Source organism: Sphingomonas sp. PSPC2-2 (assembly GCF_049897725.1).
Taxonomy (GTDB): Bacteria; Pseudomonadota; Alphaproteobacteria; order Sphingomonadales; family Sphingomonadaceae; genus Sphingomonas.
On record NZ_JAFCWU010000007.1, the window covers coordinates 157,686 to 171,507 of the forward strand.

Below are 13,822 nucleotides of genomic sequence, written 5' to 3' on the forward strand. Positions count from 1 at the left end.
CCACTTGATCCAGGTCAACAACCGCTGGCTGGCGTTTCGCGCAAGGCCTGCGTAAGGGCGGCGCATATGTTCGAACGCATCGTTCAGGGATTTGGCATTGGCGAAGGGCGCATGCAGCGCTTCCTGCTTACCTGCATGGGGCTGGGCTTTGCCGCGCTGATCGCGGTGGGCGTGGCGGCCGGCTGGTCGACCGCGCGCAACGAAGGCCATACGCGCGACGTCAACCACACCTATGAGGTCGAACTCGCGATCGACCGCGCGCGTATCCTGGTGGAACAAAGCGAAACGTCGCGTCGCGGCTTCGTCTTGACTGGCGAGCAAGTCTATCTCGACACCTACCGCGCCGGGATGGCGACATTGCCAATGACGCTGGCGCGGATCGCCGCTCTGACGCGCGACAATCCCCGCCAGCAACGCAATATCGCCAACCTGCGCGTGCTCATCGCCGATCTGACCGCACAGCGCGAACGCACGATTGCGGCGATCGTGCGCGGGGACCGGCTCGGTGCGCTAACGCTGTTTCGCGATGAAACCAGCGCACGCCGGATGCGCGCCGTCCGCCGTGTGGCCGATGCGATGGTCGCCGAGGAGCAACGCCTGCTCGCCATCCGCGACGCCGAACAACAGGCGAGCGTCCGCATCTTTTATGCCACGCTCGCGCTTGCCGGGCTGTTGCTCGTTCTGGTTGCCCTGATCTCGTTGCTGACCGTGCAGCGTTACACCCGCGACCTCGCCGCCTCGCACGATGCACTGCGCGATTTCGCCGATACATTGGAGGATCTGGTCAAGGAGCGCACCGCCGACCTGACCCGTGCCAATGACGAGATCCAGCGTTTCGCCTACATCGTGAGCCACGACCTGCGCAGCCCGCTGGTCAATGTGATGGGCTTCACCGCCGAGCTGGAAAGCGCGACCGCCACGATTGGCGACCTGATCGATCGGGCCGAGCAGCGCGCGCCCGACATCGTCACCGAGGACGCCCGGCTGGCGGCGCGCGAGGATTTGCCCGAGGCGATCAAATTCATCCGTACCTCGACGCAGAAGATGGACCGGCTGATCAACGCCATCCTGAAGCTGTCGCGCGAGGGGCGGCGCGTCATCGTCCCCGAGCCGCTCGACCTCGGCTCGATGGTCGATACGATCGGCGCAAGCCTGACGCAGCAACTCGACCATCGCGGCGCGACGCTCGCGATCGAGCACCCGCTCCCGGCGATCGTCAGCGACCGGCTTGCGATCGAGCAGATCCTGTCCAACCTCATCGAAAACGCCGTGAAATACCTCAGCCCCGATCGTGCGGGGCAGATCGTGGTCCGCGGCCAGCGCGACGGGCAGCGGGTTATGATCGAGGTTGAGGACAATGGTCGCGGCATCGCCGCCAGCGACCATCAACGCGTGTTCGACCTGTTCCGCCGCTCGGGCAACCAGGATCAGCCGGGCGAAGGAATCGGTCTGGCCCATGTCCGTGCCTTGGCGTATCGCTTGGGCGGCGTGATCGAAATGGCGTCGGAACTGGGTCGGGGTACCACCTTCCGGCTGAACCTGCCGGCCAAGCTCGACATGACCAACGGCGATTCTCGGGAAAGCTGAATATGAACGACCACCAAAGCGTCAGCATCATCATGATCGAGGATGATGAAGGCCACGCCCGCCTGATCGAAAAGAACATCCGCCGCGCGGGTATCCTCAATCACATCACCCATTTCACCGACGGTACCACCGCACTCGACTATCTGTTCAACAACGCCGCCGGCCCGCAGCGCAACGGCCCGGCGCTGGTGCTGCTCGATCTCAACCTGCCCGACATGAGCGGGACCGACATTCTTGCCAAGATCAAGGCCGCCGACGGCCCGCTGCGCCGCACCCCCGTGGTGATGCTGACGACCACCGACGACAAGATCGAGATTCAGCGCTGCTACGATCTCGGCTGCAATGTCTACATCACCAAACCGGTCAATTACGAAAGCTTCGCCCAGGCGATCCGCCAGCTCGGGCTGTTCCTGTCGGTGATCCAGGTCCCCGAGACCGAGGGGTGAACCGAACCGCCCCACCTGCGGTCCTGTATATCGATGACGATGCGGGGTTGCGGCGGCTCGCCGCGCGCACGCTCGCGCGCCATGGCTATGCGGTGACGGTTGCCGAAGGCGGTGCCGAGGGCGTCGCACTCGCGCGCAGCCAACCCTTCGACCTGATCGCGGTCGATCACTATATGCCCGGCATGGACGGGCTGGAAACGCTCGAGCAGCTCCACACGCTGCCGGTGATGCCGCCGGTCGTTTATGTCACCGGCTCCGAGGAAGGCCGCATCGCCGTCGCCGCGTTGAAGGCCGGGGCCGCCGACTATGTCGTGAAGACCGTCGGCGTCGATTTCTTCGATCTGCTCGCCAGCGCCTTCGCGCAGGTGCTCGAACGCGCGGCGCTCGAGCGTGGCAAGGCCGCCGCCGAAGACCAATTGCGCGCCAGCAACGCCCGGCTTGAAGCGCTGCTGCGCGAGGTCAACCACCGCGTCGCCAACAGCCTGCAACTCGTTTCGGCGATGGTGCGCATGCAGGCGACCGCGCTCGATGACGACAATGCCCGGCTCGCGCTGGAAGACACGCAGCGCCGCATTACCGCGATCGCGCAAGTCCACCGGCGGCTCTACACCAGCAACGATGTCGAACAGGTCGACATGCGCGAGTATCTCGGTGCCTTGGTCGATGAACTGGGCGAGACCTGGTCCACCCCGGCGGCACCGCGCACGCTTCGTCTTGCCGCCGAACCGATTCGGCTATCGACCGATCGCGCGGTGTCGCTCGGCGTGATCGTCACCGAGCTGGTCAGCAACGCCTGCAAATATGCCTATCCCACCAATGGCGGCGAAGTGCGCGTCTCGCTGCACGGCGATGGCGACGCACACTTCCGGCTCGCGGTGGAGGACGATGGCATCGGCATGAAGGCAGACGCTGCCCCCACCGGCACGGGCGTGGGCACAAAGCTCATCCGTGCGATGGCGCAAAGTCTGCAAACCATCGTCGAATATGACACCGGCGCGCAGAGCGGCGTCCGCGCGACGCTGCGCGCGGCGCTCGACTAAGTCCGCTCAGCGCGGCTTGCGGAATTTGTAGACGAACTGGTCGGTGTGCCCCCGAATGGAGGGGTCGAAGACGTTGGCACTGTGGTCGTCCGCCGGATTGCGCAGGACATCGCTTTCGCCGACGAACTCGAACCCCGCTTTCACCACCTCCGCCTTGACCGCCGCCGGATCGATCCGGTGCTTGGTCGAGGTGCCGCTAAGGCCGGTGCCCGCGGCGTCGGCATGGTCGATCACGACATAGCTACCACCGGGCTTCAGCGCCCTCAGCACTTCGGCATTCAACTGATCGAGCGCGGCTTCGCCCCCGTTATTGGCGACGTCGTGATAATTCTGGACGGTCCACACCAGATCGACCGGTTCAGATGCCGCCACGATGCCCGAGCCCAGCACCTTGGTGGTCACATTGTACAAATGCAGCGCGTCGAGCGCGGCTTCGCCCTTGGCGGCGGATTGGGCCGAAGCGGCCGGCCAGATCGCATAAACGTGCCCCGCCTTGCCGACCGTGCCCGAGAAGATCCGCGTCCAATAGCCACCGCCCGGGATCCAATCGAGCACCTCGTCACCGGGCCCCACACCAGAAAAGGCCAGCACCTCTGCCGCCTTGCGCCGCGCGTCATCGCCCGCTTGATCGGCCCGCGCCGGATTGGCCAGCCCGGCGGCAACGGCACGTTGCGTTTCCTTCGGCGAATGTTTGGAGGCGGGCTCAACCGCTGCCACTGCCGCCGTTGCGACCAGCGCCGTCACCGCCAACCCCGTCAAAACACCGCGCATGCTGTTTCCCCTCACCGTTTGCGCAAATCTACGCCAACAGGCCGCCCCGAGTCACGCGAAAGAGAGGCCACGCGCTTACTCCGGACCGTCCCGGTCGGTGACGACACCGGACCAACCACCCCCCATCGCCTGATACAATTGCACGCGCGCGGCCAACGCATCGCTCCGCGTCTGGATCAGCGCCAATTGTGCGCCGAGCAAGCCGCGCTGCGCATCCAGTTGCTCGAGATAGGGGGAATAGCCTTCGCGATAACGGTTGGTCGCCAATCGCAACCCTTCGGCGAGCGCAGCACGCTGCCGTTCCCCCGAGGCGACTTGCTCGTCCAATCGGTGCACTGCCGCCAGCCCATCCTCGACATCGCGAAAGGCACCCAAAGCGACGCGGCGATAAGCGAACGCCGCCTGGTCGCGTTGTGCGCCCGCGGCATCGGCTTGCGCGGTCAACCGGCCGCCCTGGAACAATGGGGCGAGCACACTCCCACCGAGCGACCATACCGTGATCGGATTGGTGAGCAGCGTCGAAAACGCCGCGCCCCCCGCCGCGCCGAGCCGCAATTGCGGTAGGAAGCGCTTGCGCGCCGCGGCCAGCGAACTGTCGCTCGCAGCCAGTTGATATTCGGCTTGTGCGACATCGGGGCGGCGGCGCAGTAACTCCGAGGGAAGGCCCTCCGGCACCGGTGGGGCGACCAGTCGATCCAGCGTCGTGCCGCGCGCCGTCGCGACCGGAAGCGCGCCGGTCAGCACGCTGAGCGCATCCTCGGCGCGCGCGATCGCAAGCGCGATTTGCGGCACGATCTGCGCGGTCGCTTCATATTCGGCCTGCGCCTGTTCGAGCTCGAGCTTGGGCGAATAGCCGTGCTCCACCCGCGAGCGCGCGATCCGCAGCGATTCAGCGCGCGCCGCCAGCGTCGATCGCGCGACCTCAAGGCGCGCGTCGAGCCCGCGCAGCGTGAGGTATCCGCTGGCCGTTGCGCCCGCGACCGACAACCGCACCGCATCGCGCGCCGCCGCGCTCGCCAGATAGGCGTCGCGCGCCGCCGAGCGCTGATCGGCCAGACGCCCGAACAGATCGACCTCATAGGCGACTTGCAGCTTCGGTTCACCTGCGGTCTGCTTCTCCGGCTGACCGAACGCGTCGACTTCGCGCGAGCGCGCGCCGCTGAGACTGGCGTCAAGCGTCGGCAGCAATTGCGACCGCGCCACTGCAACATTGGCGCGCGCCTCGCGAACCCGCGCGACCGCGACGCCGATATCGGTATTGTTGGCCAGCGCCCGCTCGACCAGCTCGGTGAGGACCGGATCGCCAAAGCCCTGCCACCATGTCCGGTCTAGTGGGGCAACCGGACCGGGATCGGTGCGCCACGCCGGTGCCGGAGCAAGCGGTGCCACCGTCGCCGTCTTCACCGTCGGCCCGGCACAGGCGGAGACCGCCATGGCCAGCAGCACAGTCGCGCGGCGGCTCATCGGCGGGGGTTTCCGTCGGTATCGATGCTGACCACCACCGACATGCCCGGTCGCAGCCGCGCCGCCAGCGCCTGCCCCGGATCGATCGCCACGCGCACCGCAATACGCTGCGCCACCTTGACGAAATTGCCGGTGGCATTGTCGGGCTTCAACACCGAAAATTCCGATCCTGCAGCGGGCGACAGGCTCTGCACATGGCCGGTCAAGCTGGCATTGCCCAGCGCATCGACGCGGAATCGGGCGCTTTGCCCAGGGGCCATGCGATGCGTCTGCGCTTCCTTGAAATTGGCCACCACCCACACGGTGTGGGGTACGAGGAACAGCAATTGCGTGCCCGCCGTCACATAGGCACCCTGTCGGACGCCGATTTCCGACACTTGTCCGTCGGTCGGTGCACGGATGATGGTGTTGTCGAGATCGATCTGCGCGAGGCGCAATTGCGCCTTGGCGGCATCGACCGCTGCTTCCAGCCCGCCGCGCCCGACCGCGACCGTGCGCACGTCCTGCGTACCGATCGCGCGGCTGGCCTGCGCCTGCTGCACCGCCGCACGCGCTGCCAGCAGGGTCGCACGAGTCTGGTCGAATTCGCGCGTCGAGATCGATCCGTCGGCGACCAGCGCCTGCGCGCGCTTCATGTCGGCTTCGGCGCGCGTCAATTGCGCCTTGGCATTCTCGATCCCGGCCTCCTGACTCAGGATCGCGACTTCGCGCGAACGTCGCGCCTGGGCGGAATTGGCCAGCGCCGCCTCCTGCGCCGCGACATTGGCCTGCGCTTGCGCCACCCGCGCGCGATAGATGCGGTCGTCGATCGTGGCCAGTACCTGACCCGTCTTCACCTCGGCGAAATCCTGCACCGGCACGCTGGTGACATAGCCGCTGACTTGCGGGCTGATGATCGTCACGCGGCCGCGCACATACGCGTTGTCGGTTTCCTCGGCCCAGCCCGCGAACGGCGGCAATTGCCATGCATAGAGGATGATGACGATCGCAACGACCGCCAGCGCGACGATGGTGATCGTCGCCGGACGCGATTTGACGGGCGGGGCCCAGCCGCGCGGGGCCGCAACCTGCGGATCGGGGGCGGTGGCCGTCGGTGTCGATGGGGAAGCGTCGCTCATTTCATTATCCCTGGTGACCCTGGGCTGCCTGGGTTTGTTTTTGTTGCAAGAGCAGAATCGGCGATATCTCGCCGCGCCGCCGGATCGACCAGCGGATCGCATAGCCCCACACAGCCGTCAGCGCAGCCAGCACGCCGACCAGCAGGAAGACGTCGTTAAACGCCAGGATATTGGCTTCGCGCGCCACCTGTTGCGCCAGCAGCGCGGCCCCTTCCGCACTGCGCAACGCCGGGTCGCCGACGACCCCGGCAACCCGCCCCGCCCCGGCGCGCAACCGCGCCGCCACCAACGGATCCGTCGCCACGATATGCTGCACCAACATGTTCGAATGAAATTTCTCGCGCACCACCTGAAAGGTCGACAGCAACGCCGTACCGACCAGCCCGCCAACGCTCTGGCTGAGGCTGAACAGCACGACGAAGCTCACGAAATTGCGCCCGCCCGCCAGCAGCGTGCGCGCGATGCCGATCACCATCGCCTGGCCAAGGAACAGCAGCGACGCAAAGCCGATCATCGCCTGGCTCAAATACAGGTTGCTCGGGCGTGTCAGGTTGGTCGCATCTGAATCCATGAACGCGGCGATGGCGACCAGGATGATCGCGATTGTGATCGGCCGCGTTACGTTGTGTGGATCGAACGTGAAGATCGCCACCACCAGCCCCGCAATCGAGGCCGCCACGACGATCAGGTTGAGCGTGACCATTTGGTCGTTGATCAGACCGACCGCATTCAACAGGCCGATCGAGCCAAATGCCTGTTCCGACAGCAAAATGCGCACCGACGCGGCAATCGCCATCAGCCGCAGCATTTCGCGCGTGCCGAGCCAGCGCGTGTTGATCAACGGGCTGGCGCGGTGATGCTCCACGATCAGCGCCGCCGCGACCAGCGCGACGCTGCCCGCCAGTGCCCATCCCATCCAGGCGCGCTCGGTCCACCATTCGATCCGTCCTTCGGACAGCACAGCGATCAGCAGCCACAACCCCGGAGCGAGCAGCGCAAAGGTGAGGAAGTCGAGCGGTTCGAACGCCTTGCTGCGCTCGCTCGGCGGCAAGGGCAGCGCCATCACCGCTGCGAGTGTGGCCAGTGCCAGCGCCAGTTCAAACCAATAGAGATGATGCCAATCACCCGACTCGAGCAACCGCGGCGACAAAGCACGCGCCAGCGGCGTCGCCAGTTGCGGGATGCTGATACCCATCATCACCCCGATCAGCCGCTTCGGCGCAGGCATCGACTGCATCAGATAGAGCAGCGTCAGCGTCGACAGGCCGCTCGCCGCGATTCCGCTCATCGCGCGCACCGCCACCGAGGTCCAGAAACCGTGGACGAAGAGATGCATCAGCGTCGTCGCCGCATAAGCAAGCAACATGTAGCGGATGAACGACTGCAACCCGAATTGTTGACGGTATTTCACCAGCAGCAAATTCGCGGTGACATTCGTCATGTAATAAGCGGCGGTCAGCCACGCGCTCTCATTGGTGTTGAGCCCGAGCGTGCCTTGCGCGAAATTGAGGTTCACCTGCACCAGCGCATTGCCGAGCGCGCCGGTGATCCCCACCAGGCATCCCACCGCGAAATAGCCGATATGCCGCGACAGCGGATGTTCCGGATTGGCGGGCGAGCCGGGCAGCGTCGGGCGCTCATTCGGTTTGAAGACGTATTCCGCCACGTCTCTAACTGCTCCCTGCCCGACCGCTCGCCCAAACACCCCGCCGCATGGGGTGGAATTCGCCTATCAAACGTCCAGATTGGCGACGCTCAGCGCGTTCTCCTGGATGAACTCGCGTCGCGGCTCGACCACATCGCCCATCAACCGCGTGAAGATCTCGTCGGCGACATCGGCCTGTTCGATCTCGACGCGCAGCATCGAGCGGTTTTGCGGGTCGAGCGTGGTTTCCCACAATTGCTCGGCATTCATTTCGCCCAGGCCCTTATAGCGCTGGATCGCGAGACCCTTGCGCCCCGCCGCCAGAATCGCCTCGAGCAATTGCGAGGGCCGCGCGACCATCGTGCTGCCCTTGGACGGGGCGACCGCTGCCGGCGCTGCGGGTTCTTCATCGGCGGCATCGGCCGCCGCATCGGCTTCGGCCTGCACCGCCGCTGCGGCCTTGCTCGACACGATCCGCGCCGTCTGGACATAGGCCTCTTGCTGCTCGACCGCGAGCGCATGGAGCTTGCGCGCCTCGGCCGAGCCCAGGAACGCGCCCTCGATCGTGTGACGATCGGTCACGCCGCGCCACACGCGTTCGACATGGAAACCGCTATCGTCGGCCAGCCGCGCCGACCAGCGCGCCTCGGGATCACCGGCATCGAGCCCGCGCACCACTTGCACCACCACCGCACGCCGCGCCTCGGGGTCGAGCGCCGGATCGAGCGCACCGCCCATGGCCAGCGCCTCGACGATCGTCGGCTCATAGCGCCGCGGCACATAGCGCATCAGCGTGCGCATCCGCCGCGCATGGTCGACGAGCGAACGCAGATCGGCACCCGAGCGCGATCCGCCAGCACCTTCCAGCACCGTGCTCGCCACGCCATTCTCGACCAGATAGTCGTCGAGCGCGTTATCGTCCTTGAGGTAGACCTCGGAGCGCCCGCGCGTCGCCTTATACAGCGGCGGCTGCGCGATATAGAGGTGCCCGTTGGTGATGATGTCGGGCATCTGCCGATAGAAGAACGTCAGCAACAGCGTGCGGATATGCGCGCCGTCGACGTCTGCGTCGGTCATGATGACGATCTTGTGGTAGCGCAATTTCTCGACGTTGAAATCGTCGCGCCCGATGCCGGTGCCCATCGCCTGGATCAGCGTACCGATTTCCTTCGATGACAGCATCCGGTCGAAGCGCGCGCGCTCGACGTTCAGGATCTTGCCGCGCAAGGGGAGGATCGCCTGGAAATGCCGGTCGCGGCCCTGCTTGGCCGAACCGCCGGCCGAGTCCCCTTCGACCAGGAACAGTTCTGACTTGGCCGGATCGCGCTCCTGGCAATCCGCCAGCTTGCCGGGGAGGGACGCGATGTCCATCACGCCCTTGCGCCGCGTCAGCTCGCGCGCCTTCTTGGCGGCTTCACGCGCAGCAGCGGCGTCGATGATCTTGGCGACGATCGCCTTGCCGTGCGCCGGATTTTCCTCGAGCCATTCGGCGAGCTTGTCCGCCATCAGGCTTTCGAGCGGCTGGCGCACTTCGGACGAGACCAGCTTGTCCTTAGTCTGCGAAGAGAATTTCGGGTCGGGCAGCTTGACCGAAACGATCGCGGTCAGCCCCTCGCGCATGTCGTCGCCGGTCAGCGTGACCTTCTCCTTCTTCAGGAGCCCCGACTTTTCGGCATAATTGTTGAGCGTGCGCGTCATCGCCGCGCGGAACGCCGCCATGTGCGTACCGCCGTCGCGTTGCGGGATGTTGTTGGTGAAGGCGAGGACGTTCTCGTAATACGAATCGTTCCACTCCAGCGCGACGTCGATCGTCACGTCGTCGCGCGTGCCCGCAATCGCCACCGGCTCGGGCATGAGCGGGATCTTGTTGCGATCGAGATATTTCACGAACGCAGCGATGCCGCCTTCATAATAGAGCTCGACCGTCTTCACCTCTTCGTGGCGCGCATCGTTGAGATACAGCCGCACGCCCGAATTGAGGAAAGCGAGCTCGCGATAGCGATGTTCGAGCTTGTCGAAATCGAACTCGGTGATCTTGAAGGTGGCGGGGCTCGGGAAGAAGGTGACGCGCGTGCCCTTGCGGCCCGGCGCTGGCCCCACGACCTTGAGCGGTGCCACCGCATCGCCGAACGCGAAGCGCATATAATGTTCCTGTCCGTCGCGCCAGATCGTCAGATCGAGCCATTCGGACAGCGCGTTGACCACCGACACGCCGACGCCGTGCAGACCGCCCGACACCTTATAGGCGTTGTCGTCCGACGTGTTCTCGAACTTACCACCGGCGTGGAGCTGGGTCATGATGACCTCGGCCGCCGAAACGCCTTCCTCGGTGTGGATGCCGGTCGGAATGCCGCGGCCATTATCTTCCACCGACACCGATCCATCGGCGTTCAGCGTAATGTCGATCCGGTCGCAATGCCCGGCCAGAGCCTCGTCGATTGCATTGTCCGACACCTCGAACACCATGTGGTGGAGGCCGGAGCCGTCGTCGGTATCGCCGATATACATGCCGGGGCGTTTGCGCACCGCGTCAAGGCCTTTGAGCACCTTGATCGAGTCAGCGCCATAATCGTTGGTATTGGGGTCTTCTGCCATGCCAAGCCTATACGGTCGCGCACGCGAAAACGGAAGCAAAATGGCGTTTCCCGGCCCGGGGTGCGCAGAGCCCCGGGCCGGATACGGCTATTTTTCGGTAATGAACGGCAATTGCCCGCTCCCGGCGCTATAGGTCGGCAGCTTGCCGTCCCATTTCTCGATCGCGCGCTGGCGCAGGATCGCGGGGTTCGCGCGCAGCGCATCGCCTTCGATCTGCGACGCCTTGGCCTTGCCCTCGGCATCGGCGATGCGCGCATCGGCATTGGCCTTGACCGTCGCGACGTTCGCCTGCGCTGCCAGCGCTGCCTGTTCATTGGCGATCTTGGTGTTGATCTGGCTCAGCACCTGATCCGGCACGCGGATGTTCGACGCCCAATAGAGCTGCTCGACATGCAGCCCGACCGGCTCGAAATAGCGCGCGACATCGCGCTGCACCGCCGACAGCAACGCCGCCTTCTTGGGCCCGTAAATCTCCTCGATCCCCAGCCCGGCCGCTTCCTCGTTCAGCGCACTGCGCACCGCATTGCGCAGCGGCCCGGCGACGATCCCGGCCATGTCGATCCGGTATTTCTGGAAGAGGATCGGCGCCTTCACCGGGTCGACGCGATACGCGACCGACACGTCCGCCGACAGGTTGAGCCCGTTGCGATCCTGAAACGGAAACTCCTCATCATTGCCGCTCTGTTCGGTCGAGGATTTGGTCCAGGCATAGGTCGAGGTGTAGATCGGATATTCATAGATGTTGGTGCCGACCGGCGTGAAATACCAGCCCACGCCCAGCGCATGGTCGGACACGCCCGCCGAACTGCCGAAATTGCTCACCTTGATGCCGACATGCCCCGGCTCGACCCGGCTGCACGAACTCATCGGCACGATCGCAATTAGGGGGATCAGCAGCAGCGGCACGAAACGAACGAACTTAGTCATGGTCCTTGTCCAGCAAGAGGAGAGTGAATTCGCGCGTCAGCGCGGTGACCGACAGGAAGCCTGCCACCAACGCGACGAGCGCGATCAGCGCGGCCGCGGCATCCGCCGCGTCGCTATGCAAATTGAACAGCGTCGGGATGACGAACGCGAAACAGGCGAGCTCGCACACGAGCAGCCCTGCGCAGCGCAAGCCGAAGCCGACGAGCCACAGATCCAGCGATTTCATGAAAGAGCTTTGCCCCGGAACGCCCCCGATAGGATGCCGGGGCCGCAGCGCTTCATCGGAAGCGCGAGGGGGAATATCGGCCTGTTACGGGTGCGACACAATGACAATCGGGATGCACGCCGCGCAATCGTGGATGCAGCCGCTGGGCCTCCCGTACCGTTACCCGCCCGCGCCCAGCGTCAGCCGCACCGCCGCTCCATCAAGCTCGGCGAACAGCGCAGGCTCGGTGCCCGTCATCCACACTTGCCCGCTGCCCGCCAGCCGCTCGAACAAGGCCGCGCGGCGCATGGGGTCGAGATGCGCGGCCACTTCGTCGAGCAGCAGGATCGGTGGCGCGCCGGTGCGTTCCGCGACGAGCCCCGCATGGGCGAGGATCAGCCCCAGCAGCAGCGCCTTCTGTTCCCCGGTCGAGCACAAGGCCGCCGCTTGCCCCTTGCCGAGGTGCGTCACCGCCAGATCGCTGCGATGCGGGCCGACCAGCGCGCGGCCCGCCGCCGCGTCGCGCGCGCGACTCTGCGCCAGATCGGCCGCCAGCGTCGCGCCACCGTCGGTCCACCCTTCGAGGCGAAGCCCGGCGCGCGCAAACGGCCCTTCGGGCTGGTCGGCCAGCCGTTCGCCAAGTGACACCACGGTCGTGCGCCGCGCCGCGTCGATCGCCGCGCCGTGCTCGGCCATTTGCGCCTCCAGCGCGGCCAGCCAGTCGCGGTCGGGCGGGCCCTCCTCCCCCAGCAAGCGATTGCGCGCGCGCATCGCGGCTTCATAGCGATTGGCGTGGATGGCATGGCCGGGACTGAGCGCCAGCGTCAGCCGGTCAAGAAAACGCCGCCGCTCGCCCGCCGGCTCAACGAACAACCGGTCCATCGCCGGGGTCAGCCACAAGACCGTGAGCCATTCCGCCAGCGCCGTCGCCGCCACCGCCGCGCCTTGTACGCGCACGATCCGGCGTTCGGGGGCGGCTGCCTGCGTGCCGGTCGCGATCGCAACGTCGCCGACCAGCTCCGCCGCTACGCCAAAACCGCCACGCCCGCCTTGCCGCGCCATTTCCCCCAGGCTCGCACGGCGCAAGCCCCGCCCCGGCGCGAGCAGCGATACGGCTTCGAGCACATTGGTCTTGCCCGCGCCATTTTCGCCCGTCAGCACGACAAAGCCCGGCCCCGGCGCGATCGCCAGATCGGCATGGTTGCGGAAATCGGTCAGGACCAGGCGCGTGAGCATCGCGTCCGCTCTACCCTGTCGCGCAGCTTTCGCAATTTCCGCGCAGCTTTCAGGAACCAAGGCGGCGCTGGTGCGCTGCCGCGCCGAAGGAGACCGTCGATGCGCTTGCCCCTGATCACCCCCGCCGACCTGACCGAGCAGCAAAAGCCGCTCTACGAAGACATGAAGGCGGGCATCGCCTCCAATTTCAACGTGTTCAAGACGGTCAATGCCGATGGCGCGCTGATCGGCCCGTGGAATCCGTGGCTGCACGAGCCGGTGATCGGCAAGGCGGTGTGGGAGCTGACCAAGGCGATGACCGCGCAAGCGACGCTCGACGACAAGCCGCGCCAGATCGCCATCCTGGTGTGCGGCGCGCATTTCGATGCGGCCTATGAAATCTACGCGCACATTGCGGTCGCCGAGCATGAGCAGATGTCGCCGCAGCGCCTGTCCGAGCTTTGCGCCAACATCAAGCCGCACGACCTCTCTCCGCAAGAGAGCGTCGCCTATGATGTGGCCTTTGCGCTGGTCAATGGCGGGGTGCTGCCCGAGCCGTGCTACCGGCTCGCGGTGCACACCTTCGGCCAGCACGGCACCAATGAGCTGATCTATCTGGTCGGGCTGTATGCGTTGGTGTCGATGACGCTCAACGGCTTCAACGTGCCGGTGCCTGAGCGGGATTAGAGCCGCTGGGTTTTAGAGGGGGATACCCGAAATTCCGTTCAGGATGAGATTGTCGAGGGGCCCCTCTCCGCAAGCGCAGCGCTCACGGGGTGGAGGGGTGCCCTTCGACAAGCTCAGGGCGA

The 13,822-nt window shown here is 65.7% G+C and carries 12 protein-coding genes; 4 read left to right on the forward strand and 8 right to left on the reverse strand.

The window, feature by feature from the left end:
• Positions 1–66 precede the first annotated feature (66 nt).
• Genes ACP7BY_RS14065 through ACP7BY_RS14075 form a run of 3 tightly spaced genes read left to right on the forward strand, consistent with a single transcriptional unit; the run spans position 67 to position 3,073 of the window.
• Positions 67–1,587, forward strand: coding sequence for a sensor histidine kinase (locus ACP7BY_RS14065; RefSeq protein WP_033966454.1), 1,521 nt, complete (start codon positions 67–69; stop codon positions 1,585–1,587).
• A gap of 2 nt (positions 1,588–1,589) precedes the next feature.
• Positions 1,590–2,033 carry a response regulator gene (locus ACP7BY_RS14070; RefSeq protein WP_033966453.1) on the forward strand — a complete coding sequence of 148 codons (444 nt, stop codon included), beginning with the start codon at positions 1,590–1,592 and terminating at the stop codon, positions 2,031–2,033.
• A complete protein-coding gene (locus ACP7BY_RS14075) occupies positions 2,030–3,073 on the forward strand; it encodes a sensor histidine kinase (protein WP_126845939.1) in 1,044 nt (347 codons plus the stop codon). Before ACP7BY_RS14070 ends, ACP7BY_RS14075 begins: the two co-directional genes overlap by 4 nt.
• Before the next feature lie 6 nt (positions 3,074–3,079).
• On the opposite strand, the gene ACP7BY_RS14080 is transcribed toward ACP7BY_RS14075, so the two are convergent.
• From ACP7BY_RS14080 to recF, 8 genes are all read right to left on the reverse strand, one after another.
• Positions 3,080–3,844: a class I SAM-dependent methyltransferase gene (locus ACP7BY_RS14080; RefSeq protein WP_033966452.1), complete on the reverse strand. Its 765-nt coding sequence runs from the start codon at positions 3,842–3,844 to the stop codon at positions 3,080–3,082.
• A 75-nt stretch (positions 3,845–3,919) separates the two neighbouring features.
• Complete coding sequence (locus tag ACP7BY_RS14085; RefSeq protein ID WP_137902461.1) at positions 3,920–5,308, reverse strand: efflux transporter outer membrane subunit; 1,389 nt, start codon at positions 5,306–5,308, stop codon at positions 3,920–3,922.
• On the reverse strand, positions 5,305–6,426 hold the full coding sequence (locus tag ACP7BY_RS14090) for an HlyD family secretion protein (RefSeq protein ID WP_137902462.1): 1,122 nt from the start codon (positions 6,424–6,426) through the stop codon (positions 5,305–5,307). Before ACP7BY_RS14090 ends, ACP7BY_RS14085 begins: the two co-directional genes overlap by 4 nt.
• 4 nt (positions 6,427–6,430) lie before the next feature.
• Positions 6,431–8,092 carry an MFS transporter gene (locus ACP7BY_RS14095; protein ID WP_171010457.1) on the reverse strand — a complete coding sequence of 554 codons (1,662 nt, stop codon included), beginning with the start codon at positions 8,090–8,092 and terminating at the stop codon, positions 6,431–6,433.
• A 66-nt stretch (positions 8,093–8,158) separates the two neighbouring features.
• Positions 8,159–10,666 carry a DNA topoisomerase (ATP-hydrolyzing) subunit B gene (gene gyrB / locus ACP7BY_RS14100; protein ID WP_033967304.1) on the reverse strand — a complete coding sequence of 836 codons (2,508 nt, stop codon included), beginning with the start codon at positions 10,664–10,666 and terminating at the stop codon, positions 8,159–8,161.
• Positions 10,667–10,753: 87 nt separating this feature from the next.
• The gene (locus ACP7BY_RS14105) at positions 10,754–11,593 is read right to left on the reverse strand and encodes an SPFH domain-containing protein (protein WP_171010458.1); all 840 of its coding nucleotides are present in this window, start codon (positions 11,591–11,593) and stop codon (positions 10,754–10,756) included.
• Positions 11,586–11,819 (reverse strand): hypothetical protein, encoded by a 234-nt coding sequence (locus ACP7BY_RS14110; RefSeq protein ID WP_033967305.1) that lies wholly within the window; start codon positions 11,817–11,819, stop codon positions 11,586–11,588. The genes ACP7BY_RS14105 and ACP7BY_RS14110 overlap by 8 nt, the downstream gene beginning before the upstream one ends.
• A 159-nt stretch (positions 11,820–11,978) precedes the next feature.
• Positions 11,979–13,034: a DNA replication/repair protein RecF gene (gene recF / locus ACP7BY_RS14115; RefSeq protein ID WP_137902463.1), complete on the reverse strand. Its 1,056-nt coding sequence runs from the start codon at positions 13,032–13,034 to the stop codon at positions 11,979–11,981.
• A gap of 99 nt (positions 13,035–13,133) precedes the next feature.
• Here recF and ACP7BY_RS14120 point away from each other — a divergent pair, with 99 nt between their 5' ends.
• A complete protein-coding gene (locus ACP7BY_RS14120) occupies positions 13,134–13,700 on the forward strand; it encodes a carboxymuconolactone decarboxylase family protein (RefSeq protein ID WP_033966588.1) in 567 nt (188 codons plus the stop codon).
• The last annotated feature ends 122 nt before the right edge of the window (positions 13,701–13,822 follow it).

Bases quoted from the DNA above. Each gene is read 5' to 3' on its own strand.
- ACP7BY_RS14065 (WP_033966454.1), top strand. From the start codon at position 67: ATGTTCGAACGCATCGTTCAGGGATTTGGCATTGGCGAAGGGCGCATG.
- ACP7BY_RS14070 (WP_033966453.1), top strand. From the start codon at position 1,590: ATGAACGACCACCAAAGCGTCAGCATCATCATGATCGAGGATGATGAA.
- ACP7BY_RS14080 (WP_033966452.1), bottom strand. From the start codon at position 3,844: ATGCGCGGTGTTTTGACGGGGTTGGCGGTGACGGCGCTGGTCGCAACG.
- ACP7BY_RS14085 (WP_137902461.1), bottom strand. From the start codon at position 5,308: ATGAGCCGCCGCGCGACTGTGCTGCTGGCCATGGCGGTCTCCGCCTGT.
- ACP7BY_RS14090 (WP_137902462.1), bottom strand. From the start codon at position 6,426: ATGAGCGACGCTTCCCCATCGACACCGACGGCCACCGCCCCCGATCCG.
- gyrB (WP_033967304.1), bottom strand. From the start codon at position 10,666: ATGGCAGAAGACCCCAATACCAACGATTATGGCGCTGACTCGATCAAG.
- ACP7BY_RS14105 (WP_171010458.1), bottom strand. From the start codon at position 11,593: ATGACTAAGTTCGTTCGTTTCGTGCCGCTGCTGCTGATCCCCCTAATT.
- ACP7BY_RS14110 (WP_033967305.1), bottom strand. From the start codon at position 11,819: ATGAAATCGCTGGATCTGTGGCTCGTCGGCTTCGGCTTGCGCTGCGCA.
- recF (WP_137902463.1), bottom strand. From the start codon at position 13,034: ATGCTCACGCGCCTGGTCCTGACCGATTTCCGCAACCATGCCGATCTG.
- ACP7BY_RS14120 (WP_033966588.1), top strand. From the start codon at position 13,134: ATGCGCTTGCCCCTGATCACCCCCGCCGACCTGACCGAGCAGCAAAAG.